Source organism: Kosakonia sp. YIM B13571, assembly GCF_042788095.1.
GTDB lineage: Bacteria > Pseudomonadota > Gammaproteobacteria > Enterobacterales > Enterobacteriaceae > Kosakonia > Kosakonia quasisacchari.
The window spans coordinates 1-24,533 of record NZ_JBHZPL010000009.1; the positions used below are offsets into that span (position 1 = coordinate 1).

At 54.4% G+C, this 24,533-nt stretch carries 22 protein-coding genes; 15 read left to right on the plus strand and 7 right to left on the minus strand.

Translation table 11 applies throughout. The annotated features are described in order from the left end of the window. Positions 1 to 696 precede the first annotated feature (696 nt). The 5 genes from pgi (at position 697) to ACFX4O_RS18280 (ending at position 6,565) form a co-directional block, all read left to right on the plus strand. On the plus strand, positions 697 to 2,346 hold the full coding sequence (gene pgi, locus ACFX4O_RS18260; protein WP_131406981.1) for a glucose-6-phosphate isomerase: 1,650 nt from the start codon (positions 697 to 699) through the stop codon (positions 2,344 to 2,346). Between the two features lie 440 nt (positions 2,347 to 2,786). Continuing rightward, positions 2,787 to 3,029, plus strand: a complete 243-nt coding sequence (gene yjbE, locus ACFX4O_RS18265; protein ID WP_007372406.1) for an exopolysaccharide production protein YjbE — start codon at positions 2,787 to 2,789, stop codon at positions 3,027 to 3,029. A gap of 64 nt (positions 3,030 to 3,093) precedes the next feature. Then, the gene (locus ACFX4O_RS18270) at positions 3,094 to 3,729 is read left to right on the plus strand and encodes a YjbF family lipoprotein (protein ID WP_380210082.1); all 636 of its coding nucleotides are present in this window, start codon (positions 3,094 to 3,096) and stop codon (positions 3,727 to 3,729) included. Continuing rightward, on the plus strand, positions 3,729 to 4,466 hold the full coding sequence (locus tag ACFX4O_RS18275) for a capsule biosynthesis GfcC D2 domain-containing protein (protein WP_380210084.1): 738 nt from the start codon (positions 3,729 to 3,731) through the stop codon (positions 4,464 to 4,466). Before ACFX4O_RS18270 ends, ACFX4O_RS18275 begins: the two co-directional genes overlap by 1 nt. A gap of 2 nt (positions 4,467 to 4,468) precedes the next feature. Continuing rightward, positions 4,469 to 6,565: a YjbH domain-containing protein gene (locus ACFX4O_RS18280; RefSeq protein ID WP_380210086.1), complete on the plus strand. Its 2,097-nt coding sequence runs from the start codon at positions 4,469 to 4,471 to the stop codon at positions 6,563 to 6,565. Positions 6,566 to 6,664: 99 nt separating this feature from the next. Here the strand turns inward: ACFX4O_RS18280 and ACFX4O_RS18285 are convergent, their stop codons facing one another. Both ACFX4O_RS18285 and ACFX4O_RS18290 read right to left on the minus strand, forming a co-directional pair. Next, positions 6,665 to 7,126 carry an acyltransferase gene (locus ACFX4O_RS18285; protein ID WP_380210240.1) on the minus strand — a complete coding sequence of 154 codons (462 nt, stop codon included), beginning with the start codon at positions 7,124 to 7,126 and terminating at the stop codon, positions 6,665 to 6,667. A gap of 9 nt (positions 7,127 to 7,135) precedes the next feature. Continuing rightward, entirely contained in the window at positions 7,136 to 7,645 is a 510-nt protein-coding gene (locus tag ACFX4O_RS18290; protein WP_380210088.1) for a GNAT family N-acetyltransferase, read from the minus strand. Positions 7,646 to 7,783: 138 nt separating this feature from the next. Between ACFX4O_RS18290 and psiE the strand changes: the two genes are divergently transcribed. Further along, complete coding sequence (gene psiE / locus ACFX4O_RS18295; RefSeq protein ID WP_017459426.1) at positions 7,784 to 8,194, plus strand: phosphate-starvation-inducible protein PsiE; 411 nt, start codon at positions 7,784 to 7,786, stop codon at positions 8,192 to 8,194. A 335-nt stretch (positions 8,195 to 8,529) separates the two neighbouring features. Here the strand turns inward: psiE and malG are convergent, their stop codons facing one another. The 3 genes from malG to malE form a co-directional block, all read right to left on the minus strand. Then, complete coding sequence (gene malG / locus ACFX4O_RS18300; RefSeq protein ID WP_131406991.1) at positions 8,530 to 9,420, minus strand: maltose ABC transporter permease MalG; 891 nt, start codon at positions 9,418 to 9,420, stop codon at positions 8,530 to 8,532. A 14-nt stretch (positions 9,421 to 9,434) separates the two neighbouring features. Then, complete coding sequence (gene malF, locus ACFX4O_RS18305; RefSeq protein WP_380210090.1) at positions 9,435 to 10,979, minus strand: maltose ABC transporter permease MalF; 1,545 nt, start codon at positions 10,977 to 10,979, stop codon at positions 9,435 to 9,437. Between the two features lie 189 nt (positions 10,980 to 11,168). Then, positions 11,169 to 12,359, minus strand: a complete 1,191-nt coding sequence (gene malE, locus ACFX4O_RS18310) for a maltose/maltodextrin ABC transporter substrate-binding protein MalE (RefSeq protein ID WP_131406995.1) — start codon at positions 12,357 to 12,359, stop codon at positions 11,169 to 11,171. A gap of 370 nt (positions 12,360 to 12,729) precedes the next feature. Between malE and malK the strand changes: the two genes are divergently transcribed. The 5 genes from malK to ubiA all read left to right on the plus strand — a co-directional run bounded on the left by malK (position 12,730) and on the right by ubiA (position 17,971). Next, entirely contained in the window at positions 12,730 to 13,839 is a 1,110-nt protein-coding gene (gene malK / locus ACFX4O_RS18315; RefSeq protein ID WP_017459430.1) for a maltose/maltodextrin ABC transporter ATP-binding protein MalK, read from the plus strand. 180 nt (positions 13,840 to 14,019) lie between these two features. After that, complete coding sequence (locus ACFX4O_RS18320) at positions 14,020 to 15,345, plus strand: maltoporin (protein ID WP_017459431.1); 1,326 nt, start codon at positions 14,020 to 14,022, stop codon at positions 15,343 to 15,345. Between the two features lie 108 nt (positions 15,346 to 15,453). Then, complete coding sequence (gene malM, locus ACFX4O_RS18325) at positions 15,454 to 16,404, plus strand: maltose operon protein MalM (protein ID WP_380210093.1); 951 nt, start codon at positions 15,454 to 15,456, stop codon at positions 16,402 to 16,404. Positions 16,405 to 16,584: 180 nt separating this feature from the next. Then, complete coding sequence (gene ubiC / locus ACFX4O_RS18330) at positions 16,585 to 17,082, plus strand: chorismate lyase (RefSeq protein WP_131407001.1); 498 nt, start codon at positions 16,585 to 16,587, stop codon at positions 17,080 to 17,082. A gap of 13 nt (positions 17,083 to 17,095) precedes the next feature. Further along, positions 17,096 to 17,971, plus strand: coding sequence for a 4-hydroxybenzoate octaprenyltransferase (gene ubiA, locus ACFX4O_RS18335; protein WP_380210096.1), 876 nt, complete (start codon positions 17,096 to 17,098; stop codon positions 17,969 to 17,971). A 40-nt stretch (positions 17,972 to 18,011) separates the two neighbouring features. Here ubiA and plsB read toward each other — a convergent pair whose 3' ends face one another. After that, complete coding sequence (plsB, locus tag ACFX4O_RS18340) at positions 18,012 to 20,435, minus strand: glycerol-3-phosphate 1-O-acyltransferase PlsB (RefSeq protein ID WP_380210098.1); 2,424 nt, start codon at positions 20,433 to 20,435, stop codon at positions 18,012 to 18,014. Between the two features lie 130 nt (positions 20,436 to 20,565). Here plsB and ACFX4O_RS18345 point away from each other — a divergent pair, with 130 nt between their 5' ends. The 4 genes from ACFX4O_RS18345 to ACFX4O_RS18360 all read left to right on the plus strand — a co-directional run bounded on the left by ACFX4O_RS18345 (position 20,566) and on the right by ACFX4O_RS18360 (position 23,464). Next, entirely contained in the window at positions 20,566 to 20,934 is a 369-nt protein-coding gene (locus ACFX4O_RS18345; protein WP_131407007.1) for a diacylglycerol kinase, read from the plus strand. 108 nt (positions 20,935 to 21,042) lie between these two features. Further along, positions 21,043 to 21,660 (plus strand): transcriptional repressor LexA, encoded by a 618-nt coding sequence (lexA, locus tag ACFX4O_RS18350; RefSeq protein ID WP_017459437.1) that lies wholly within the window; start codon positions 21,043 to 21,045, stop codon positions 21,658 to 21,660. 81 nt (positions 21,661 to 21,741) lie between these two features. Then, a complete protein-coding gene (gene dinF / locus ACFX4O_RS18355; RefSeq protein WP_380210101.1) occupies positions 21,742 to 23,076 on the plus strand; it encodes an MATE family efflux transporter DinF in 1,335 nt (444 codons plus the stop codon). A 178-nt stretch (positions 23,077 to 23,254) separates the two neighbouring features. Then, positions 23,255 to 23,464, plus strand: coding sequence for a CsbD family protein (locus ACFX4O_RS18360; RefSeq protein WP_007372427.1), 210 nt, complete (start codon positions 23,255 to 23,257; stop codon positions 23,462 to 23,464). A 282-nt stretch (positions 23,465 to 23,746) separates the two neighbouring features. Here ACFX4O_RS18360 and zur read toward each other — a convergent pair whose 3' ends face one another. Next, a complete protein-coding gene (gene zur / locus ACFX4O_RS18365; RefSeq protein WP_380210242.1) occupies positions 23,747 to 24,262 on the minus strand; it encodes a zinc uptake transcriptional repressor Zur in 516 nt (171 codons plus the stop codon). Positions 24,263 to 24,533 lie beyond the last annotated feature (271 nt).

Sequence of the window (24,533 nt, forward strand, 5' to 3'; positions counted from 1 at the left end):
CTGGTGTAAGCTCCCGGGGATGCGCTCAGTTGCCGCCTTGCTGCAACGCGAAATGCTTTGGTAAGGATTACCTTCGCCTTTCACGCCGCAGCGGCGTTGGCTGCCTTCACTTACCCCGGTCACTTACTGGTGTAAGCTCCCGGGGATGCGCTCAGTTGCCGCCTTGCTGCAACGCAAAATGCTTTGGTAAGGATTACCTTCGCTTTCACGCCGCAGCGGCGTTGGCTGCCTTCACTTACCCCGGTCACTTACTGGTGTAAGCTCCCGGAGATGCGCTCAGTTGCCGCCTTGCTGCAACGCGAAATGCTTTGGTAAGAGTTACCTTCGCCTTGCACGCCGCAGCGGCGTTGGCTGCCTTCACTTACCCCGGTCACTGACTTGTATAAGCTCCCGGAGATGCGTTCAGTTGCCGCCTTGCTGCAACGCAAAATGCTTTGGTAATACAAACCCGCGCATGCGCGGGTAGTGTGTTTATAAATAAAGGGTTAGCGGGCATGCTGTCAACGCCGGGATTATGCGGATTTTTCATGCTGCTTTCGCTGTCAGTAAAATGACTTATGTTGTGCTCAAATTCGGCGAATTTTGGTCGTTATCCGCCCGCGTGTACGGCGAGACGGCAGAAAAACCATCACAATTTTCCACGGCAGGCGCTACAATCGACGGCAGTCTCAATTCTCAAATCAGAAGAGTATTGCTATGAAAAACATCAATCCAACGCAGACATCTGCCTGGCAGGCATTACAAAAACACTACGCTGACATGAAGGACGTCACCATCGCGGATCTGTTCGCGAAAGAGGGCGACCGCTTTAGCAAATTCTCCGCAACGTTTGACGACCTGATGCTGGTGGATTTCTCCAAAAACCGCATCACGCAAGAGACGCTGGACAAGCTGCTGGCGCTGGCCAAAGAGACCGATCTGGCGGGTGCGATCAAATCCATGTTCTCCGGTGAGAAAATCAACCGCACCGAAGATCGCGCCGTGCTGCATGTTGCGCTGCGTAACCGTAGCAATACCCCGATTGTGGTGGATGGCAAAGATGTGATGCCGGAAGTCAACGCGGTGCTGGAGAAGATGAAAGCCTTCTCTGAAGCGATCATTTCAGGTAGCTGGAAAGGGTACACCGGCAAACCGATCACCGACGTGGTGAACATCGGTATCGGCGGTTCCGACCTCGGCCCGTTCATGGTGACCGAAGCGCTGCGCCCGTATAAAAACCACCTGAACATGCATTTCGTCTCTAACGTCGATGGTACGCACATCGCCGAAGTGCTGAAAAAAGTGAATCCGGAAACCACGTTGTTCCTCGTGGCGTCCAAAACCTTCACCACCCAGGAAACCATGACCAACGCCCACAGCGCGCGCGACTGGTTCCTGAAAACCGCTGGTGACAACAAACACGTGGCGAAACACTTCGCGGCGCTCTCCACCAACGCGAAAGCGGTTGGCGAGTTCGGCATCGACACCGCTAACATGTTTGAATTCTGGGATTGGGTTGGTGGCCGCTACTCTCTGTGGTCGGCGATTGGCCTGTCTATCATCCTCTCCGTGGGTTACGACAACTTCGTTGAGCTGCTCTCCGGCGCGCACGCGATGGACAAGCACTTCTCCACCACTGAGCTTGATAAAAACCTGCCGGTGCTGCTGGCGTTGATCGGCATCTGGTACAACAACTTCTTTGGCGCTGAAACCGAAGCGATTCTGCCGTACGACCAGTACATGCACCGTTTCGCCGCTTACTTCCAGCAAGGCAACATGGAATCCAACGGTAAATACGTTGACCGTAACGGCAACGCGGTGGATTACCAGACGGGTCCAATCATTTGGGGTGAGCCGGGCACTAATGGTCAGCATGCGTTCTATCAGCTGATTCACCAGGGCACCAAAATGGTTCCGTGTGATTTCATCGCGCCGGCTATCACCCATAACGCGCTTTCCGATCACCACCAGAAACTGCTGTCGAACTTCTTTGCCCAGACCGAAGCGTTGGCGTTCGGTAAATCCCGCGACGTGGTCGAGCAGGAATATCGCGATCAGGGTAAAGACCCGGCAACGCTTAACCACGTTGTGCCGTTCAAAGTGTTTGAAGGTAACCGCCCGACTAACTCTATTTTACTGCGCGAAATCACCCCGTTTAGCCTGGGCGCGCTGATTGCGCTGTACGAGCACAAAATCTTCACCCAGGGCGCAATCCTTAACATCTTCACTTTTGACCAGTGGGGCGTAGAGCTGGGTAAACAGCTGGCGAACCGCATTCTGCCGGAACTGGGCGATGACAAATCCATCTCCAGCCACGACAGCTCAACCAATGGGCTGATCAACCGCTATAAATCCTGGCGCGGTTAAGTCCCATAAGCGTCGCTTCGGCGGCGCTTTTTTTTACCGATTATATTTATTCCTGCATGGTTATATTGCGAGTGGATTTCGCCGGATATATATAAGCAATTCCGATATCGATATTTTAAAGCTAAATTATGGGGATTATTCCTGGTTCGCTGTTTCTATATCTATCATCAGGTTTATCTGAAAAATACTCCAGACGGATAAGCGGTTGCTATAAATTTTAGGACTAGCCTTATTGTGTCAATATTTTGTCATTATTTAATCCTTTGAAACATATCACATTTTTTAGTTTGAACTTCTTTTTTTAAATGCCTGATACCAATTTTCCGAAAACGTTCCCCGCTATTTCCCGATGCGTAAACCCTCTGCTTTAGTTGTGTATACTCGATATCGCCTGAATTCTTTCTGGCAAATCTCCATTCATTCAATGAAGGGAAATTGATATGAAAAAAGTCCTGTATGGCATTTTTGCCATATCCGCGCTTGCGGCGACTTCTGCTTTTGCGGCACCGGTGCAAATCGGTGAAGCGGCAGGGTCGGCAGCGACCTCTGTTTCTGCGGGTAGCTCCGCAGCAACGAGTGTTAGCACCGTAGGGTCCGCGGTGGGTGTCGCGCTGGCGGCAACCGGTGGCGGTGATGGCTCCAACACGGGAACCACGACCACCACGACCACAAGTACCCAGTAATAGCGGGTACATTAACTATAACCACACTTCGGTGTGGTTATTCCGCCCCTTTCGGAGAAGAGTCGTGAAGCGACCTGGTATCATTTTGATTTGCCTGCTCCTTCAGGCATGTTCAGGCCACATCAAAGGCCTCGGGAATTCACTCTGGGAAAGCGTATTCGGCGTGCCGGGCGTTCAGCTAACGGACGAAGAGATGCTCAATATGCCCTATGCCAGCCAGTACATGCAGCTCAACAACGGCCCACAACTGTTTGTGGTGCTCGCTTTCGCCGAAAACGGGCAGCAGAAATGGGTGACGCAGGATCAGGCCACCATCGTGACGCAAAACTACCGCATCGTGAAAACGCACCTCCCGGGAGACAACCTGCTGGATGTTAATAACCTGGCGGCAGATCCGCTGGCGAAACCGAACCAGATTGTAGATGGCGCCACCTGGACACGCTTAATGGGCTGGACAGAACACAAGCAGGTGCGCTACGCCACCGCCCATTCCGTCTTCCACTGGAACGGCACCGACACGGTGAAATTGGCGAGTGACGAAACCGCAGTACGCATTCTCGATGAAGAGGTCACCACCGATCAGAAACGCTGGCGCAACCGCTATTGGGTGGATGAACAAGGGGTTATCCGGCAATCGGAACAGTATCTTGGCGCGGACTGGTTCCCGGTGAAAACCACCCTCATTAAGGCGGCGAAATAATGAAAGAACGCGCTCTTCTTTTGCTGTTAGCGAGCCTCGCTTCACCGCTGGCTTTCGCCGTTGGCACTGTCGATGTCTACACCGAGGGCGATAGCAAACCGAAAATCTTAACCAACGCCGGACATCTGGTGGATTTGGTCGGGCAGCCCCGTCTGGCGAACAGCTGGTGGCCTGGTGCTGTGGTCAGCGAACGTCAGGCGACGGTTGCCGAGCAGGCACGCCATCAGGCGCTTCTGGCGCGGCTTGGCGCGCTTGCTGCTGATGAGAGCGGCAACAGCGCTGCGGCGATCAACGCGCTGCGTCAACAGTTGCAGGCGATGAAGATCACAGGCCGACAAATCGTTGAGCTGGACCCGGATTACCTGCGTACACACCGCCTCGCCAACCGGCCTTTAGAAGGGCAATACACCTTATGGGTTGGCTCACAGCCGACCACCATCACCGTAGTTGGGCTTATCAGCAGCCCGGGCAAAAAAGTGTTCACGCCAGGACGCGATGTGGTGAGCTACCTAGATGAGATGAGCCTGTTGAGCGGCGCGGAACGCAGCTATGCCTGGGTGATTTACCCCAACGGCACAACGCAAAAGGTACCGGTGGGCTACTGGAACCGACGCCACGTCGAGCCGATGCCCGGCAGCGTGATTTTTGTTGGTTTCGCACCGGGTTTGTGGAGCAACGAGTATGACGAGCTGAATGCCGACATTCTTCAGTCCCTGACGCATCGGATACCGGAATAATAATGAAAAAATCGTTTGTCATTAGCCTGTTGGCGCTGGGGATTAGCGCCGCCTGTCACGCAGAATCGTACCCGGAACCGATCGGCCCATCGCAGTCGGACTTCGGCGGCGTCGGCCTGCTGCAAACGCCCACCGCGCGAATGTCGCGTGAGGGTGAACTGAGTTTCAACTACCGCGATAACAATCAGTACCGCTACTACTCCGGTTCGGTGCAGCTTTTCCCATGGCTGGAAACGACGCTGCGCTACACCGATGTGCGGACGCGGAAATACAGTTCGGTAGAAGCCTTCTCTGGCAATCAGTCCTACAAAGATAAAGCCTTCGATTTGAAACTGCGCCTGTGGCAAGAAGGTTATTGGCTGCCGGAAGTTTCCGTGGGTGCGCGCGATATCGGCGGTACCGGGCTGTTTGACGGCGAATATCTGGTGGCGAACAAAGCCTGGGGGCCGTTCGATTTCTCACTGGGTATCGGTTGGGGCTACCTTGGTACCAGTGGCAACATCAAAAACCCGCTCTGCTCCTACGACGTGAAATACTGTACGCGCGACACACGCTACAAAGCCGCAGGCTCTACAGATACCAGCCAGATGTTCCGTGGGCCGACCGCGCTGTTTGGCGGGGTGGAGTACCAAACGCCGTGGAACCCGCTGCGCCTGAAACTTGAGTATGAAGGGAACAACTATCAGCAGGACTTCGCCGGTAAACTGCCGCAGCGCAGCAAGGTCAACGTCGGCGCGATTTACCGCGTCACCGACTGGGCGGACATCAACCTGAGCTACGAGCGCGGGAATACCTGGATGTTCGGCTTTACCCTGCGTAACAACTTCAACGACTTGCGCCCGTCGTATAACGACAACGCGCGGCCAAAATATCAGCCACAGCCGCAAGATGCGATCCTCCAGCATTCGGTGGTGGCGAATCAGTTGACCTTACTGAAATACAACGCCGGGCTTACCGATCCGCAAATTCAGGTGAAAGGTGACACGCTGTATGTCACCGGCGAGCAGGTGAAATACCGTAATACCCAGGAAGGGGTTGAGCGCGCGAACCGTATTGTGATGAATGACTTGCCGGATGGCATTCGCACTATCCGCGTGACGGAAAACCGTCTCAATATGCCGGTGGTCACCACCGAGACGGATGTTGCCAGCCTGAAGCGTCACCTCGAAGGTGAACCGCTGGGGCAGGACACAGAACTGGTGCAGAAACGTGAAACGCCCATCGTGCCGGACAAACCGGAGCAGGGCTGGTATATCGATAAGTCGTCGTTCGATTTCCACATCGATCCGGTGCTTAACCAGTCGCTCGGCGGGCCGGAAGGTTTCTATATGTACCAGATTGGCGTGATGGCAACTGCCGACTGGTGGCTAACGGATCACCTGCTGACCACCGGTAGCCTGTTTGGCAACCTGGCTAACAATTACGACAAATTTAACTACACCAACCCGCCGAAAGACTCCGCCTTGCCGCGTGTGCGTACCCGCGTGCGTGAATATGTGCAAAACGACATTTACGTCAACAACATGCAGGCGAACTACTTCCAGTACCTGGGCAATAACTTCTATGGCCAGGTATATGCCGGGTATCTGGAAACGATGTACGGCGGTGCCGGTGCCGAGCTGTTGTGGCGGCCGGTTGATAGCCACTGGGCGTTTGGTATTAACGGCAACTATGTCAAACAGCGTGACTGGCGCAGTGCGCAGGACATGATGAAATTCACCGATTACAGCGTGAAAACGGGTCATTTCACCGCTTACTGGACGCCGTGGTTCGCCGACAACGTGCTGGTGAAAGCTAGCTTCGGTCAATATCTGGCGGGCGATAAAGGTGTCACGGTGGACGTGTCTAAGCACTTTGACAGCGGGATTGTGGTCGGCGCGTATGCCACCAAAACTAACGTTTCGGCAGCGCAGTACGGGGAAGGGGACTTCACCAAAGGGGTCTACATTTCGGTTCCGCTGGATCTGTTCAGCACCGGCCCGACGCGCAGCCGCGCAGGTATTGGCTGGACGCCGCTGACGCGTGATGGTGGTCAGATGCTGGGACGTAAGTTCGAGCTTTACAACATGACCAACGATAAGACGGTCAACTTCCAGTAAGCCTTTTCTCTCCCCGTTCGGGGAGAGAACTGCCGCAAGGTCTGTCTTTCTCCATCATCAACCACACTTCTCTCCCTGTATGGGAAGATAAAAGTGCATTCACAACCGGCGCAGCAGCCGCGCCGGATTTCCCGCATACACCCCTTTCTCGCTGATCGATTTGGTCACCACGCTCCCCGCGCCTATCACACAGCCATCGGCAATGGTCACTGCCAGAATCGTAGCGCCGCTACCAATCGACACGTCATTGCCAATGACGATGCGCCCCCAGTTATGACTGTCGGGGTCCGGTTTGCCGCTGCGAAACATATCGTTGGCAAACATGACGCCGTGGCCGATAAAGCAGCGTTCGCCGATGGTGACATATTCGCAAATAAAGCTGTGCGACTGGATTTTCGAACCTTTACCGACCTGCGTATGCCCCTGAATTTCCACAAACGGGCCGACAAACACATCATCCGCCAGCGTGCAGTTGTACAAATTGGCGGGTTCATAAATCACCACGTTTTCGCCGCAGACCACATTGCGTACGGCGGCCTGGCGCAAAGAGGCGAGTGTCATCATCCCTCCTTAAAGCGGTTTGCCCAGAATATGCAGCGTACTTTGCTGCGATGCGGTACAGAATTGGGTGTCTTTGAGATGCGTGAATCCCTGGCGGAGATAAAAGCGCTTCGCGTTTGGGTTGGCGTCCAGCACTTCCAGCCAGATAAACGTCTCACCACTCTGTTGCACGAGGCGTTCTATTTCTGCCAGCAGTTGCTCGCCGTAGCCTTTACGCGTTTCGCCCGGTAGCAGATAGAGTTTATGCAGCAGCGTACCCGACGGGCCATGCTCGTCGACCGCGCTGTGCCAGGTGACTTTGGCGAAACCGACAGGCGCGACATCCAGCGCGATAAACCAGCCGTCTGCTTCGCCCTGCAGGCTTTGCTGTATGGCCGATGAAGCGTACTGCTGGCGGAGAAACGCCTCCAGTTCGGCCGGTTCACGCCACAGATGGGCAAAATGATGGCGATAACTGGCGTAGCCCATTTCACTCAATAGCGCGGCGTCCGTAATTTCTGCCTTACGTATTGTAAGCATGATCTTTTTCGTCTCCTGCGTGGACATGTCCGGGCAACATGTCATCACGCGGTGTCACAAAATATAAGTAAATAATGTAGATCCAGATCACATTTCTGCGATATACCAAGTGTTGTTCACAAAGAATGAGGTGCCGTTATGACATCGCTAACTCGTCCACGCGTTGAGTTTATTTCGACCATATTGCAGACCGTGCTGAACCTTGGTCTGTTGAGCCTTGGTCTGATCCTGATTGTCTTTCTGGGCAAAGAAACGCTGCATCTGGCTGATGTGCTGTTCGCGCCGGTGCAAACCAGCAAATATGAGCTGGTGGAAGGACTGGTGGTTTACTTTCTCTATTTCGAATTTATCGCCCTGATTGTGAAGTACTTTCAGTCCGGGTTTCACTTCCCGCTGCGCTATTTTATTTACATCGGCATTACCGCGATTGTGCGGTTGATCATCGTCGATCACCAGTCGCCGATGGATGTGTTGATCTACTCGGCGGCGATCCTGTTGCTGGTTATCACGCTGTGGTTGTGTAACTCGCAACGGCTGAGGCGCGAATAAAAAAAGGGCGATCCGAGGATCGCCAACGACTTCACAAGTTACTCGTCATTCTTCAGTCTGCAGGGGCGTTGGCTACGTTCGTCCACCCCAGTCACTTACTTATGTAAGCTCCTGGGGATTCGCTCACTTGCCGCCTTCCTGCAACCTGAATTATTTAGAGTTTCGGGTGATACAAGTTGAGGGTGCAGTGGCAACGCCGGTCATCTTTCAGGTGATCGCTGCGTTGGCTTCCTTTACTCACCCCGGTCACTGACTTCAGTCAGCTCCCGGGGATTCATGCAGTTGCCGCCGTGCTCTCACCCGAAATATTTAGGGCGTAATAACAACAATGAAAATTAACCTTTCACACCGCCTGCGGTCAGGCCGTTAACCAGCCAACGCTGCGCAAGCAGGAAAACAACCGTAATGGGGATCGCGGACAGCACCGCCGCCGCGGCAAAATCGCCCCACAGGTAGTTTTGTGGGTTGAGATATTGCTGCATCCCGACCGCCAGCGTGTAGCTGTTGACATCGCGCAGCAGCAGCGAGGCAACCGGCACTTCGGTAATGGCGGCGATAAACGACAGAATAAACACCACCGCCAGAATTGGCACCGACAGCGGCAGCAACACTAAACGGAACGCCTGCCACGGTGTTGCGCCATCCAGCGAAGCGGCTTCTTCCAGCGAACCATCGATCGTTTCGAAATAACCCTTGATCGTCCAGACATGCAGTGCGATCCCGCCCATATAAGCGAAGATCACCCCGCCGTGGGTATTCAGGCCGATAAACGGCACGTACTGGCCGAGCCTGTCGAACAACGCGTACAGTGCCACCAGCGACAGCACCGCCGGGAACATCTGGAAAATCAGCATCCCTTTCAGCAATGTCGCTTTGCCGCGAAAGCGCATGCGGGCAAAGGCGTACGCAGAAGTAGTGGAGAGCGCCACAATGCCGACGGCGGTGATCACGGCGATTTTCACCGAGTTCCACAGCCACAACAGCACCGGGAACGGCGGCGGCGTGACGCGACCATCGGCGTGTTCGACGCTAAAGCCCAGCGCAAGACGCCAGTGCTCCCACGAAATATTTTCCGGAATCAAGCTGCCGGTGGCGAAGTTGCCTTCACGCAGCGAAATGGCAACCACCATCAGCAGCGGGAACATAATGGCGGCAATAAACACCAGCAATAACAAATGGGTGGTAAACAGCCTTAGCTTTTGCGATTTCGCCTGCACCATAGCCATAATTTTCGTCCTCCTTAATCGAATTTCATGCGTGTGGCTTTCAGGTTGACGATTGCCAACGCACCCACCAGCAGGAAAATCAGCGTGGCGATAGCGGCAGCGAGCCCAAAGTCCTGACCACCGCCGCCTTCAAAGGCGATGCGATAGGTGTAGCTCACCAGCAAGTCGGTGTAACCGGCCGGCGTGGTGGTGCCGATGCGATCCGGGCCGCCGTTGGTCAGCAGTTGGATCAGCACGAAGTTGTTAAAGTTGAACGCGAAGCTGGCAATCATCAGCGGCGTCAGCGGCTTGATCAGCAGCGGGAAAGTGATACGGAAAAAGTTTTGCAGCGGCCCTGCACCGTCCATGGCCGAGGCTTCATACAGATCGTCAGGGATCGCTTTCAACAGCCCCATGCACAAGATCATCATGTACGGATAACCGAGCCAGGTGTTGACGATCACGATCATCGAGCGAGCAGTTGCGGGATCGCTAAACCACGCCGGTTTAATGCCGAACAGCGCGCTCAGCATCATATTGATCTCACCGAAGCTCTGGTTGAACAGCCCTTTGAAGATCAAAATCGAGATAAACGACGGTACGGCATACGGCAGAATTAACAGCACGCGATAAATCGCTTTGCCTTTCAGCGACTCCCATTGCACCACGCAGGCCAGCACCATACCTACAGCCACGGTCAGTACCACGGTCAGTACCGAGAACACCACCGTCCAGATAAAGATCTCAATAAACGGTTTTTGAATGCCTTCATCGGTAAAGACGCGGGTGAAGTTATCCCAGCCAATGGTCACGGTATAACCGGGGCTGAGCTTTTCGCTGCCCCAACTGCCATCAGCGTTGATTGCCTGGAAGTAGCCAATGTCGTTGTTCGCCCGGTATTTCACGCCGCTCTGGTTGTTGAGCAGTGTGCCGTCCTGTTCAAGCTGATACAGCGGGCGCGTACCGGAGAACTGGCGCAGCGAACTCATCGCCACTTTGCTCTCATCCGGCAGGAGGGCGGTCAGTTGGTTCAGCGCCTGACGGTTTTGCGTGATGATACGCAGATTGGCGCGCTCGCCAGCGGGCAGGGCGTCAGCCTCTTTTAACGTCAGTTGTTGCTCGCCGCCGGGTTTGAACGCATCGGAAACGTAATTTTTACCGCTGTCGCCATCGGTCAGCGCCAGTCGCCACTCATCACCCGCCGGGTAAAGCCCAAAGTTATAGGCTTTACCTGCCTGGTAGGAACGATCGAGCAGTACCTGCTGGGCGCGCTCCTGAGTGAGTTGGTTAGTGCTGCTGTAGTTAGTGAACGCGATGGCGATGGTGCAAATCAGTGGGAACAGGACAAACAGCCCCATGCCCGCCACACCGGGGTAAACATAGCGCCAGGCATAGGCTTTACGATTGGCGAAAATATAGAGGCCCGCCGAGCTAAGGACGAGCGTGGTAATGGCGAAAAGGTATTCCCCCTGGGCATACATCATAACGACAAGGTAAGCCACCAACAGTCCAACAACGGTGATGGCCGCCCATGCAAGCTGCGGGCTTTGCCACCAGTGGCGTTTTCTTCTTACATCCATGGGGATTTCCTCTCTACTCGACACCCTTCGCGCTGCCGCTTTGCTGGCTAGGTTTGTGCGCGCGGTTGCTTACTTTTGTAAGCTGCCCTGAATACACAACGTTGCCGCTGCGATAGCGCGCGAATGATGCCGCGTATACAACATGTCCAATTCGCCTTATCCCCGAACGGGGATAAGGCATTCACATTTTTACTTGGTAATACGGCCCTGGGCGTCTTTCAGGGCGGCGTCGACGGTCTGACGATCGCTCACGGCGTTGATAACTGCGGTGCGCGTGGCGTACCAGAAGGCGGCCATTTGCGGGATGTTCGGCATGATTTCACCGGTTTTCGCGTTATCCATCGTGGCGGCGATGCGCGGGTCTTTCGCTAACTGATCCTGATAGGATTTCAGCGCGACCGCACCCAGCGGTTTGTCCTTGTTAACGTCTGCCAGACCTTGATCGGTCAGCAGGTAGTTTTCGAGAAACTCTTTCGCCAGCTCTTTGTTCGGGCTGGCAGCGTTGATGCCTGCACTCAGCACGCCAACGAACGGTTTAGAAGGCTTGCCTTTAAAGGTTGGCAGCAGCGCGACGCCATAGTTGATTTTGCTTTTATCAATGTTGGCCCACGCCCACGGACCATTGATGGTCAGCGCAGTTTCACCTTTGTTGAACGCCGCTTCCGCAATCGAGTAATCGGTGTCGGCATTCATGTGTTTGTCTTTAATCAGCTTGACGAGGAAGCCAAGGCCCGCTTTCGCGCCTGCGTTGTCGACACCGACGTCTTTCACGTCGTATTTGCCGTTTTCAAACTTAAAGGCGTAACCACCGTCTGCCGCAATCAATGGCCAGGTGAAGTACGGTTCTTGCAGGTTGAACATCAACGCGCTCTTACCTTTCGCTTTCAGCTGTTTATCCAGCGCCGGGATCTCTTCCCAGGTTTTTGGCGGGTTCGGCACGAGGTCTTTGTTGTAAATCAGCGATAAGGATTCGACGGCAATCGGGTAGGCAATCAGCTTGCCGTTGTAACGCACCGCGTCCCAGGTAAAGGGGAACAGCTTGTCCTGGAAGGCTTTATCCGGGGTGACTTCCGCCAGCAGACCGGATTGCGCATAACCGCCAAAGCGGTCATGTGCCCAGAAAATAATGTCCGGGCCGTCGCCGGTTGCAGCAACCTGCGGGAATTTCTCTTCCAGTTTATCCGGGTGTTCTACGGTAACTTTAATGCCGGTGTCTTTCTCAAATTTCTTACCCACTTCGGCAAGGCCGTTATAGCCTTTGTCGCCGTTGATCCAAATGACCAGCTTACCTTCTTCGATTTTGGCGAGGGCAGAGGCGGAAAACATCATCGTTGCCACTGCGGACAAAGCGAGGATGCGTGCGCCTGTTTTGATTTTCATATATCCCGTCCTTTAGGTGATGTGCTCGTGGATACGCTCAAGGTCGTTCGACGGGATTAGTCTCCTTTTTTGACAAGCGCTTCTCATCCTCCTTGACCCTACGCCCCTGGGGTGATTTGTGTGATCTCGGTTACAGAGATTTGCATTATGTGTGTTAGCGCACATAAAAAAGCGCCGATTTTTGCAGAGCGCATCACGAAAATGCCCGCCGCCCGCTCATCCAGGGGGCAGAGCCACTGTTCTCATCCTCCCGCCTCCTCCCCCACAAAAAACCAGGGGGGTGGAGGATTCGCCCGCTGAATCGATGCTCCATAGTCAGCCCACGTTGAATGTTTCTGTTGGTGACAGGTTGTAACGAAGGGAGAAGGGCATGGCGAGCGTACAGCTGCGTAATGTAACGAAAGCCTGGGGCGATGTGGTGGTGTCGAAAGACATCAGTCTCGACATCCACGAAGGAGAATTCGTGGTGTTTGTCGGCCCGTCAGGCTGTGGTAAATCGACGCTGCTGCGCATGATTGCCGGGCTGGAAACCATCACCAGCGGGGATTTGCTGATTGGCGATACCCGCATGAATGAGGTTCCTCCCGCCGAACGCGGCGTTGGCATGGTGTTTCAGTCCTACGCGCTCTATCCGCATTTGTCGGTTGCGGAAAATATGTCTTTCGGCCTGAAGTTAGCGGGCGCGAAAAAAGAGATGATCAAATCGCGCGTCACGCAGGTGGCGGAAGTGCTGCAACTGGCGCATTTGCTGGATCGCAAACCGAAAGCGCTCTCTGGCGGTCAGCGTCAGCGCGTGGCAATTGGTCGTACCCTGGTGGCTGAACCCCGCGTTTTCTTGCTTGATGAACCTCTCTCCAACCTTGATGCCGCCCTGCGTGTGCAGATGCGTATTGAAATCTCCCGTCTGCACAAACGTCTTGGCCGCACGATGATTTACGTCACCCACGATCAGGTGGAAGCGATGACGCTGGCCGACAAAATCGTGGTGCTCGATGCCGGGCGCGTGGCGCAAGTGGGTAAACCGCTGGAGCTGTATCACTACCCGGCAGACCGTTTTGTCGCCGGTTTTATCGGCTCGCCGAAGATGAACTTCCTGCCGGTAAAAGTGACCGCCACCGCCATTGAACAGGTGCAGGTTGAGCTACCTAACCGCCAGCGCGTGTGGCTGCCGGTGGACAGCGCCAATGTGCAGGTCGGCGCGAATATGTCTTTGGGCATCCGCCCGGAACATCTGCTGCCCAGCGATATCGCCGATGTCACGCTGGAGGGCGAAGTTCAGGTCGTCGAACAGCTTGGTCACGAAACACAAATTCATATCCAGATCCCTGCAATACGCCAGAACCTGGTCTACCGCCAGACTGACGTGGTGCTGGTAGAAGAGGGTGCCACATTCGCCATCGGCTTACCGCCGGAGCGTTGCCATCTGTTCCGTGAAGATGGCACCGCCTGCCGCCGGTTACATAAAGAGCCGGGCGTTTAAGCGTACCCCACAAAGCGTTTACACAAAGCCATTCGCATTATGTCGAGGCGGCAACGTAATGACTCTCCGGCAGCGTACAAAAGTACCTGACCGGGATTCATGACGGCAGCCAATAAAGAGATAGCGCAAAGGGGGATGTGTAAAAAAAAGAAAAGCAAAGCAAGCTCAGGAGATAGAACGATGATTACTCTGCGCAAACTTCCACTGGCTCTCGCCATCGCGGCAGGCGTACTGTCTGCACAGGCGGGTGCTGTTGATTTCAAAGGTTACGCCCGTTCGGGGATTGGCTGGACCGGCAGCGGCGGCGAGCAGCAATGCTTCCAGGCCACCGGTGCGGATGCTAAATACCGTCTTGGTAACGAGTGCGAAACCTATGCGGAGATTAAATTAGGCCAGGAGGTCTGGAAAGAGGCGGATAAAAGCTTCTATTTTGACTCTAACATCGCCTATAAAACCGCACAGCTGAACGACTGGGAAAACGACAACGTACCAGCGGTTCGCGAATTTAACGTAGTGGGTAAAAACCTGATCGACTCCCTGCCAGGCGCCAACATCTGGGCCGGTAAGCGTTTCTATCAGCGCCATGACGTACATATGATCGACTTCTACTACTGGGATATTTCCGGCCCGGGTGCAGGTATTGAAAATATTGATGTTGGCATCGGTAAACTCTCTCTGGCCGCAACGCGTTCTTCTGAGCTGGGTGGTTCTTCTGCCTTTGGCGATCGCGACTCGACCACCGGTCTGCGCACTTACAACCATGCCGTGCCGAATGATGTCTTCGATGTGCGTTTAGCACAGTTGGCTACCAACCCGAACGGTGTGCTGGAACTGGGCGTTGACTACGGTCACACCAACATTCCTGACGACTATTACCTGGAGCCGGGCGCATCGAAAGATGGCTGGATGTTCACCGCTGAACATACCCAGAGCATGATGAAGGGTTACAACAAGTTCGTGGTGCAGTACGCCACCGACGCGATGATCTCGCAGGGTAAAGGCCAGGCTCGCGGCGGCGCTGTGGATAACGACGGTCACCTGATCCGCGTACTGGATCACGGTGCTATCAACCTCGCTGAGAAGTGGGACCTGATGTATGTCGGTATGTACCAGGATACCGATCGCGATAACAAACGCGGCAACACCTGGTACACCGTGGGCGTACGTCCGATGTACAAATGGACGCCGATCATGAGCACGTTGATGGAAGTAGGCTACGACAACGTCAAATCCCAGCAAACGGGCGATCGCAACAGTCAGTACAAAATCACCCTGGCGCAACAGTGGCAGGCGGGCGACAGCATCTGGTCTCGTCCGGCAATCCGCGTTTTCGCTACCTACGCCAAGTGGGATGAGAAATGGGGTTACGTGAAAACGGACGCCGATGGCAACACCTCTTCCCTGGCTGCGAGCAATGGCGCGACTACACCGTTTGGCTTTGGCACCAATAGTCGTGGTAACGACGATGAGTGGACCTTCGGTGCCCAGATGGAAATCTGGTGGTAATGCTTAAACACCCGCTGTAATGACCAAATGAGGGGCGCAAGCCCCTCAATCTTAGGTGACGCGCGCTATTGCCTGGCCAACGCTCACCGCGCAATCAAGGTGATCATAATGAAAATGAAAAAAAGTCTCGTCGCACTCTGCTTATCCGCAGGGCTGCTGGCTGCGGCTCCCACTATGAGCCTGGCGGCAATTAATATCGTGCCGCAGGATGTCTCTGCAGCACCGTCCATTCCTGCTTCAACGCTTCAACAACTGCACTGGACGCCGGTTTCACCTTCGCAAACGCTGACCAGCGATGTCTCTGCCGCCGGGCAGACGCTGAACGCGGGCGATATTACCGGCCCGGTGATGGCGTACAGCGTTCCGGCGAACATCGGCGAATTGAACATTACACTGACCAGCAAAGTGAACAATGAGAGCGTTTATGCGCCGAACGTGCTGGTACTTGATCAGAATTTCACACCTGCAGCCTTTTTCCCGTCCAGCTTCTTTGCGTACCAGGAGCCGGGCGTGATGTCGGATAACCGTTTAGAAGGGACGATGAAACTGACCCCGGCGTTGGGTCAGCAGAAACTTTATCTGCTGGTATTTACCACGCAAAAAGATCTGCAAAAAACCACGCAGATGGTGGATCCGGCAAAAGCCTATGCCAAAGGTAACGGCAACGCCGTACCGGATATTCCCGATCCGATTGCCCGTCATGGCGTGGCAGGTTCACTGGCGCTGAAAGCCAGCACCTCATCCTCTTCCAGCATTTTAGTCGGCCCGCTGTTTGGTTCTTCTGGCCCGGCTTCCGTTACCGTAGGCAATACCGCCGCACCGGCTTACAACACGCAACCGGCTCCGGCTGCCGCGCCAGTTTCGGCTCCTGCGCCAGCGCCGGTAGCGAAGAGCGAGCCGATGCTGAACGATACAGAGAGCTACTTTAACCAGGCCATCAAACAAGCCGCAAGCAAGGGCGATATTGATAAGGCGCTGAAATTATTGAATGAAGCAGAACGCCTCGGGTCGAAATCCGCCCGTGCCACTTTTATCAGCAGTGTAAAAGGCAAGGGGTAATCTCTCCCCACAATGCTGATATTTGCAGCAACTGGTGCGTCGCCTGACGCACCTTTTTTTCCGGCGCAGATGCGCGCTGTTGCGCATCTGTTGCGCTGATGAAAACTGAAAGAAGTTTCCCCGCCCCGTGCGCCGGTTCTGCGATACAATAACGCTACGTTATGTACCGGAGAGTCAGGCATGTCACACCCTGCGCTTACGCAACTGCGAGCGCTGCGCTATTTAGACGCAATTCCCGCGCTTGAACCGCAACTGCTCGAGTGGCTGTTGCTGGAAGATTCAATGACCAAACGTTTTGAGCAGCAAGGCAAGACGGTCAGCGTTACGCTGATTCGGGAAGGCTTTGTGACGGTGGATGAGATCGCCGAAGAACGCGACAGTCTGCCGAAGGAGGACCGTTACTGGTTGCGGGAAATTATTCTCTGCGCCGACGGGGAGCCCTGGCTCGCCGGACGCACTGTGGTGCCGGAATCTACGCTGAGCGGCCCGGAACTGGCGCTGCAAACCCTGGGTAAAACGCCGCTTGGGCGATATCTCTTTACCTCATCTACGCTTACGCGTGACTTTATTGAAATTGGTCGTCATGAGCAGCTTTGGGGACGCCGTTCCCGCCTGCGTCTGAGCGGGAAACCGCTGATGCTGACCGAACTGTTTTTGCCTGCATCGCCGCTGTACTAAGAGGAAAAAGAAAATGGAGTGGAGTCTCACGCAGAATAAGCTGTTGGCCTTTCACAGGCTTATGCGTACGGACAAACCAATTGGTGCTTTACTGTTGCTGTGGCCAACGTTGTGGGCGCTGTGGGTGGCAACCCCAGGCGTGCCGCCGCTGTGGATTTTGCTGGTTTTTGTCGCGGGCGTCTGGCTGATGCGCGCCGCCGGTTGCGTGGTCAATGACTATGCGGATCGTAAATTTGATGGTCATGTTAAACGCACGGCGAATCGCCCTTTGCCAAGCGGCGCGGTAACGGAAAATGAAGCGCGCGTGCTGTTTGTGGTGCTGGTGCTGCTGGCCTTCGCGCTGGTGCTGACGCTGAATGTGATGACTATTTTGCTCTCCGTCGCGGCGCTGGCGCTGGCGTGGGTTTACCCGTTTATGAAGCGCTATACACACCTGCCACAGGTGGTGCTCGGCGCGGCATTCGGCTGGTCGATTCCAATGGCCTTCGCGGCCGTGAGTGAAACTGTACCGCTGAGCTGCTGGATCATGTTCCTCGCCAATATCTTGTGGGCGGTGGCGTATGACACGCAGTACGCGATGGTTGACCGGGACGACGATGTGAAGATTGGCATTAAGTCGACGGCGATTTTGTTCGGTCGCTTCGACAAGCTGATTATCGGAATTTTGCAGGTGGTCGTGCTGGCGCTGATGGCGTCTGTTGGCTGGCTAAATGGCCTGGGTTGGACGTACTACGGGACGGTGCTCATCGCTGGCGCGCTGTTTGTTTATCAGCAAAAGCTGATTGCGGGTCGTGACCGGGATGCCTGTTTTAAAGCGTTCATGAATAATAACTATGTGGGGCTGGTGCTGTTTTTAGGGCTTGCGTTGAGTTACCTGCATTTGCCTTGAATTTTTTCCCCTCTCCGTGAAGAGAGGGGAAAAGTTACCATCACACTTCTGCTTGCGTCGCGCTCTCAATCGTCAGACGTACATCCGACGTTATCAAGTCCGCCAGCATCTGGTACACGTTTAAGGTACGTGCCGGATCCGCATCACCAGTATCACTGATATAGCCTTCATCGCGCAGCGTCAGCACCAGCGTACTGAACACCGCCTTATCGAAGAACTCCGGCGCGTTGATGCCATGCAGCACCGACAGGCGTTGCGCCAGCGTGCGGCTCTCTTTTTCCAGCGTGCTGCGGTTCATCGCCGGGTTGGCGCTCAGCAGCCAGAAGGTAATGGCGTAACGCTGTAAGGTTTCGCGCGCGCCTGCCGCCAGCAGTTGCAACGTGCGGGAGTGCGTCGGATTGATGCTCAGACGATCGTCTTTCACCGTCAACAAGCCCTGGCGCAACAGCTCTTGCGTCAGGTTCTCCAGCACTGGCGCCAGCTCCGCTTTTTCCCAACGCAGGAACAACTCGGCTTTCAGCATTGGGTAGAGTAACTCGACGTGGCGCAGGATCTCGCTACGTGAAATGGCACGGTGCTGGGTGACAATCGCTGCCAGCAGCGACGGCAGCATCAGCATATGTGCAATATTGTTGCGGTAGTACGTCATCAACACCGCCTGCTCACGCGGCAGAATGATGATATCGCCGATGGTGTCTTTCTCGACTTCGAACTTGTTCATCTGCAGCGCGTGGTCGATAAGCTCGCTGGCGCTGGCCGAAGGCGTGGTCGAATCCGGGGAATAAGGCACGTTGCGCATCAGCTCGAGATAACAGCTTAACTGCTCGGTCAGTTGCTCGCGCGTCAGTGAACGCTGGCGGGAAGCCAACAGCGCGGTACAACACAGGTTCATGGCGTTAGCCGCACCGGCGTTGTTGATACGCACCATCAGGTCAGCGGCAATGGTGTTCACCGTTGGTGTTAACCACGCCGGACGGATGGATTCAATGGGATCAATGGCTTCGCGCCACTCCGGAACATGATGATTTAGGTAGTTCATCAGCGGGATCGGTTCGCCGAAGTTCACATAGCCCTGACCGAGGTTACGCAGCTTGCTTAAGCCCCGTACCATCTGCAACAGGCTCTCTTTCTCTTTCGTCGCGCCACGCAGCTCTTTGGCGTAAGTACCTACTTCCATCACGTGTTCATAACCGATGTAAATCGGCACCAGCGTGATTGGACGCGTGCCGCCGCGCAGCATCGCCTGGATGGTCATCGACAACGTACCGGTTTTCGGATCCAGCAAACGCCCGGTGCGCGAACGTCCACCCTCAACGAAGTACTCCACCGAATAACCACGGCTGAACAACTCGCCCAAGTATTCGCGGAACACGGTGGAATAAAGCTTGTTGCCTTTAAATGTCCGGCGAATAAAGAAAGCACCCAGGCGGCGGAAAATCGGCCCGGCAGGCCAGAAATTCAAGTTGATACCGGCGGCGATATGCGGCGGCACCAGCCCCTGGTGATAGAGCACATAGGAGAGCAGCAGGTAGTCCATATGGCTGCGATGGCAGGGCACATAGACAATTTCGTGACCGTCATGTGCAAGCTGGCGTACGCGCTCAGCGTTATGCACATTAATGCCCTGATAGAGACGGTTCCAGGTAAAACCCAGAATACGGTCAGTCAGGCGGATCATCTCGTAGGAGAAGTTCGCGGCGATCTCTTCCATCAGCGCGATGGCGTTTTGCTGCGCCTTATCATGGGAGATTTTTTTGCTGCGCGCTTCATCTTCAACGGCGCGGGCAATCGCCTTGGACGAGAGCAATTTGTTAAACAAATCCTGACGGGCCGGCAGGCGTGGACCTACTGCGGCCAGACGCTGGCGGGCAAAGTGCATACGCGCCACGCGCGCCAATTTCTGCGCGATAATTTTATCGGTACCGTGTTCGGTCGCCATACGACGCAGCGAAACCGGCGGTGAAAAACGCACAAAGCTGTCGCGGCCAAGCCAGGAAACAGCAAAGAATTTCTGGATGCCGTTCAGCATACGCAGCGGCGGGTTAATTTCGCCTTTTTCACGCCCCGGTGAACGACCAAACATCACCGATACCGGCACCATTTGCACATCCAAATCAGGATGGCTGCGGTGTAAATCCAGGTAGTCGTGGAACAGCTTGATCGACTCTTCTTTTGGCGCGTAATAAGTGAACACGCGCGGGCCGCCGTGGATAAACACGAAACGCGGCAGCAAAGCGCCGTCGATTTCCAGCGGTTCCATGGGATCGGGCAGCTCATGTGCCAGACACTGCGCGCGTAGAGTCAGTAAATCTGCCTTTGAGTTATAAGGCAGCACGTACATGATGGGACGTGACGTATCGAGACCCAGCTCCTGTGCAGGTTCTGCGGGGATCGATTTACTTTTTACCAGTACGCTTAATGGTAAATTCAGTAACTTGTAGTAAATTCGTGGCCAGCCGGACATAAAGGATGTAAAGCCTCTGGTTAATAGTGCCATTGCGCCGCAAGAATATCAGAAAGCACACATAATTTCTGTTGTACCGCTGCGCGCTTGCTGAGACATTGACGCCAATTTAATAAAAAGGTTCTTTTAAATGGCTAATAATACCACCGGTTTCACCCGGATCATTAAAGCCGCTGGATATTCCTGGAAAGGCGTTCGCGCCGCCTGGATCAATGAAGCGGCATTTCGTCAGGAAGCCGTTGCGGTTACCCTGGCAATTATAATCGCTTGCTGGCTCGATATTGACACAATGACGCGCGTACTGCTGATTGGTTCTGTGACGCTGGTGATGATTGTCGAAATTCTGAACAGCGCCATCGAGGCCGTGGTCGATCGTATTGGCTCTGAATTCCATGAACTTTCCGGGCGAGCAAAGGATATGGGCTCAGCGGCGGTGCTGATGTCTATCCTGTTGGCGATGTTTACCTGGATCGCATTACTCTGGTCGCATTTTCGATAACGCTTCCAGAATTCAATAACGTTCTGGTTTTTTGCTTAAATTTGGTTCCAAAATCGCCTTTAGCTGTATATACTCACAGCATAACTGTATATACACCCAGGGGGCGGGATGAAAGCATTAACGGCCAGGCAGCAAGAGGTGTTCGATCTTATTCGCGATCGCATCACTCAAACCGGTATGCCACCAACGCGTGCGGAAATCGCACAGCAATTGGGGTTCCGTTCCCCAAATGCGGCGGAAGAACACCTCAAAGCGCTGGCGCGCAAAGGGGTTATCGAAATCGTATCTGGCGCATCGCGTGGTCTTCGCCTGCTGCTTGAAGAAGAAGAGGACGATATCGGCTTACCGCTGATTGGTCGCGTCGCGGCGGGTGAGCCTCTGCTGGCGCAGCAGCATATCGAAGGCCATTACCAGGTCGATCCGAGCCTCTTTAAACCCCATGCGGATTTCCTGCTGCGCGTGAGCGGCATGTCGATGCGTGACATTGGCATTATGGACGGCGATCTGCTGGCGGTGCACAAAACGCAAGATGTGCGTAACGGCCAGGTCGTTGTTGCGCGTATTGAAGACGAAGTCACGGTCAAACGTTTGAAAAAGCAGGGCAACACCGTTGAACTGCTGCCGGAAAACAGTGAGTTTTCCCCGATCGTCGTCGATCTGCGCGATCAAAACTTTACCATCGAAGGGCTTGCGGTCGGTGTCATTCGTAATGGCGCGTGGTTGTAACGCACATTCGCTCTGCTGCGGAGCTGATTCAGGTTCCGCAGCGATCTCCTCTTTTCCCTCAATAACATTCACATTCATACCATGCCACTGCTAACCACATCCGACAAAGCGCTCTGGCGGCTTGCACTGCCGATGATCTTCTCGAATATCACTGTCCCGTTGCTGGGGCTAGTGGATACGGCGGTAGTGGGGCATCTGGACAGCCCGGTTTACCTGGGCGGTGTGGCGATTGGCGCAACGGCAACCAGTTTCCTCTTTATGTTGCTGCTCTTTTTGCGCATGAGCACCACCGGGCTAACAGCTCAGGCGTTCGGCGCGAAGAATGCGCCCGCGCTGGCGCGTGCGTTAGTCCAGCCTTTGCTGCTGGCGCTGGGCGCTGGTGTACTGATTGCTGTGTTGCGCACGCCGATTATCGGCGTGGCGCTGCATATCACCGGCGGTAGCGAGGCGGTGCTGGAACAGGCGCAGCGGTTCCTGGATATTCGCTGGTTGAGCGCACCCGCTTCGCTGGGCAACCTGGTATTGCTCGGTTGGTTGCTCGGCGTGCAGTATGCGCGCGCACCGGTGATCTTGCTGGTGGTGGGGAACCTGCTCAACATCGTGCTCGATCTGTGGTTGGTCATGGGGCTGCATATGAATGTGCAAGGTGCAGCGCTTGCCACGGTGATAGCGGAATACGTCACTTTCGTCATTGGCTTGTGGATGGTGCGACACGTACTGGTGATGCGCGGTATTCCATTGCTGACGTTGAAAAATGCATGGCGCGGCGGCGTACGGCGTTTGCTGGCGCTGAACCGCGATATCATGTTGCGTTCGTTGCTGCTGCAACTCTGCTTTGGTTCGATAACGGTGTTTGGTGCCCGCCTCGGTGATGAGACGGTGGCAGCAAACGCGGTGCTGATGATGTTTTTAACCTTTACCGCTTATGCGCTGGATGGTTTCGCGTATGCGGTTGAAGCCCACTCCGGGCAGGCTTACGGCGCCAGAGACGGCCGTCAATTGATGCATATCTGGCGGGCTGCTTGCCGGCAGGCCGGTCTGGTGGCGCTGTTCTTTGCCGTTGTGTATGCGCTGGCGGGTCAGCAAATTATCGCGTTGTTAACGTCGCTACCCGCCCTGCAACAGCTTGCCGGGCATTATCTAATTTGGCAGGTTATGTTACCGCTAGTGGGGGTGTGGTGTTATCTGCTGGACGGTATGTTTGTCGGTGCGACGCGCGCGGCCGAAATGCGTAACAGTATGGCAGTGGCGGCGGCGGGGTTTGCCGTTACGCTACTCACCGTGCCTGTTTTGGGTAATCACGGTTTGTGGTTGTCGCTTGCTGTGTTTCTTGCTCTGCGTGGGCTGACGCTGACGCTAGTATGGCGTCGCCACTGGCGTGACAACAGTTGGTTTGCTGCGAGTGATCCTTCCTGATAGCACTTTATCCCTGCTTTAGCGCTCTGCTTTTCTTGTCTCGTTTACGCTGCTTTTATCTTATTAGATGGTTAAAGATTCCGAATAAAATCCATAATGCCGAATCCCTGACTACAATAATCAATACGTTCAGCACGGCGAGAACGTCTATTTTTAACCGAACGATAAGGAGTCCATGATGAATAAAGACGAAGTCGGCGGTAACTGGAAGCAGTTTAAAGGCACTGTGAAAGAGAAATGGGGCAAACTCACCGATGACGATATGACGATCATTGAAGGTAAACGTGATCAGTTGGTGGGTAAAATCCAGGAACGTTACGGTTACGCGAAAGATCAGGCGGAAAAAGAAGTGACGGACTGGGAAACGCGTAATGATTACCGTTGGTAGCCAGCACATCCCCTCATATATGTTAACTCTCTGAAGGCTACCCTGCCCGAAGGTACAAGGATGTACCACCCCCCTTCAAATTTCACATTCATCAGCACGAACGGCCTCCACTCGGCATACAAGCTTCCACACTTTACGCTCTAGGCCACATCTCTCTATCGCGTTTTATCAACGGTTGACCGACGCAGGTTCCCCCGACATTTGCTCGCTTGCCGCCTTTAGAATGCGAAATTTTTCGCGAAATGTTGTGTGTAATGAATAGCCAATAAAAGAGGTGATAAGTTAGCGCGGTTTTTTCTTTACCTGGACGCTATGGTCATGCTGGCAGTGATCGTGATGTCGGCAGGCTTCCACTTCCACGCAGGCCGCACATAAGCCATGTGCTTCAATCACATTATGCCGCAGGGCAAAACCCATTTTCGCCGCCAGCGCATGCATAATATCTTCTACCCCTTCGGCCTGTTCTTCTTTCACTGAACCACAGCGATCACAAATAAACATCGCAGAAGTGTGCGTCGGCTGGTCAAAAAGGTGGCACAGCACATAGCTGTTAGTGGACTCAACCTTGTGGACAAAGCCTTGCTCCAGCAGGAAATCAAGCGCGCGATAAACCGTCGGCGGTTTTGCTTGCGGCTCGCTTTCACGCAGCAGATCGAGCAGATCATAAGCACTTATCGCGCTTTGTTGCAGGCTTAGTAATCGCAACACTTCAAGGCGCTGGGGAGTCAGGCGCACATTGCGCTGCGCGCACAGCTTTTCAGCCTGCACTAACATCTCTTGCGAAGTGGTCTTATCCATTGGCGCTCTCTGGTCGATGAGAATAGAAACCCACACTTTACCATGTCCTGCCGGAAACGCCGAGATCGCCGCCCGTAAACTCCTTTCCACACTTTCCTTCCCGAAATGAATATCCTCTTCTATAAATATTGAGAGTTTCCTCAATAACTATAGTGTTCGTATATATCCTGTACGTTCACCTGATTTAGCTTCTTTTTTGGTCGTTGTTCGCAGCAATAGTGAATTCCTGTTTGTTTTAAAATAAACAGGCTTAAAAAACTCATCTGGCTAC

What these genes read in the sequence shown, in the direction of transcription:
- ACFX4O_RS18360 (WP_007372427.1), top strand. Translation starts at nt 23,255, where the DNA reads ATGAATAAAGACGAAGTCGGCGGTAACTGGAAGCAGTTTAAAGGCACT.
- lexA (WP_017459437.1), top strand. Translation starts at nt 21,043, where the DNA reads ATGAAAGCATTAACGGCCAGGCAGCAAGAGGTGTTCGATCTTATTCGC.
- ACFX4O_RS18320 (WP_017459431.1), top strand. Translation starts at nt 14,020, where the DNA reads ATGATTACTCTGCGCAAACTTCCACTGGCTCTCGCCATCGCGGCAGGC.
- ACFX4O_RS18345 (WP_131407007.1), top strand. Translation starts at nt 20,566, where the DNA reads ATGGCTAATAATACCACCGGTTTCACCCGGATCATTAAAGCCGCTGGA.
- ACFX4O_RS18285 (WP_380210240.1), bottom strand. Translation starts at nt 7,126, where the DNA reads ATGACACTCGCCTCTTTGCGCCAGGCCGCCGTACGCAATGTGGTCTGC.
- plsB (WP_380210098.1), bottom strand. Translation starts at nt 20,435, where the DNA reads ATGTCCGGCTGGCCACGAATTTACTACAAGTTACTGAATTTACCATTA.
- malG (WP_131406991.1), bottom strand. Translation starts at nt 9,420, where the DNA reads ATGGCTATGGTGCAGGCGAAATCGCAAAAGCTAAGGCTGTTTACCACC.
- yjbE (WP_007372406.1), top strand. Translation starts at nt 2,787, where the DNA reads ATGAAAAAAGTCCTGTATGGCATTTTTGCCATATCCGCGCTTGCGGCG.
- ubiA (WP_380210096.1), top strand. Translation starts at nt 17,096, where the DNA reads ATGGAGTGGAGTCTCACGCAGAATAAGCTGTTGGCCTTTCACAGGCTT.
- malE (WP_131406995.1), bottom strand. Translation starts at nt 12,359, where the DNA reads ATGAAAATCAAAACAGGCGCACGCATCCTCGCTTTGTCCGCAGTGGCA.
- ubiC (WP_131407001.1), top strand. Translation starts at nt 16,585, where the DNA reads ATGTCACACCCTGCGCTTACGCAACTGCGAGCGCTGCGCTATTTAGAC.
- ACFX4O_RS18290 (WP_380210088.1), bottom strand. Translation starts at nt 7,645, where the DNA reads ATGCTTACAATACGTAAGGCAGAAATTACGGACGCCGCGCTATTGAGT.
- psiE (WP_017459426.1), top strand. Translation starts at nt 7,784, where the DNA reads ATGACATCGCTAACTCGTCCACGCGTTGAGTTTATTTCGACCATATTG.
- ACFX4O_RS18275 (WP_380210084.1), top strand. Translation starts at nt 3,729, where the DNA reads ATGAAAGAACGCGCTCTTCTTTTGCTGTTAGCGAGCCTCGCTTCACCG.
- ACFX4O_RS18280 (WP_380210086.1), top strand. Translation starts at nt 4,469, where the DNA reads ATGAAAAAATCGTTTGTCATTAGCCTGTTGGCGCTGGGGATTAGCGCC.
- dinF (WP_380210101.1), top strand. Translation starts at nt 21,742, where the DNA reads ATGCCACTGCTAACCACATCCGACAAAGCGCTCTGGCGGCTTGCACTG.
- pgi (WP_131406981.1), top strand. Translation starts at nt 697, where the DNA reads ATGAAAAACATCAATCCAACGCAGACATCTGCCTGGCAGGCATTACAA.
- malF (WP_380210090.1), bottom strand. Translation starts at nt 10,979, where the DNA reads ATGGATGTAAGAAGAAAACGCCACTGGTGGCAAAGCCCGCAGCTTGCA.
- malK (WP_017459430.1), top strand. Translation starts at nt 12,730, where the DNA reads ATGGCGAGCGTACAGCTGCGTAATGTAACGAAAGCCTGGGGCGATGTG.
- zur (WP_380210242.1), bottom strand. Translation starts at nt 24,262, where the DNA reads ATGGATAAGACCACTTCGCAAGAGATGTTAGTGCAGGCTGAAAAGCTG.
- malM (WP_380210093.1), top strand. Translation starts at nt 15,454, where the DNA reads ATGAAAATGAAAAAAAGTCTCGTCGCACTCTGCTTATCCGCAGGGCTG.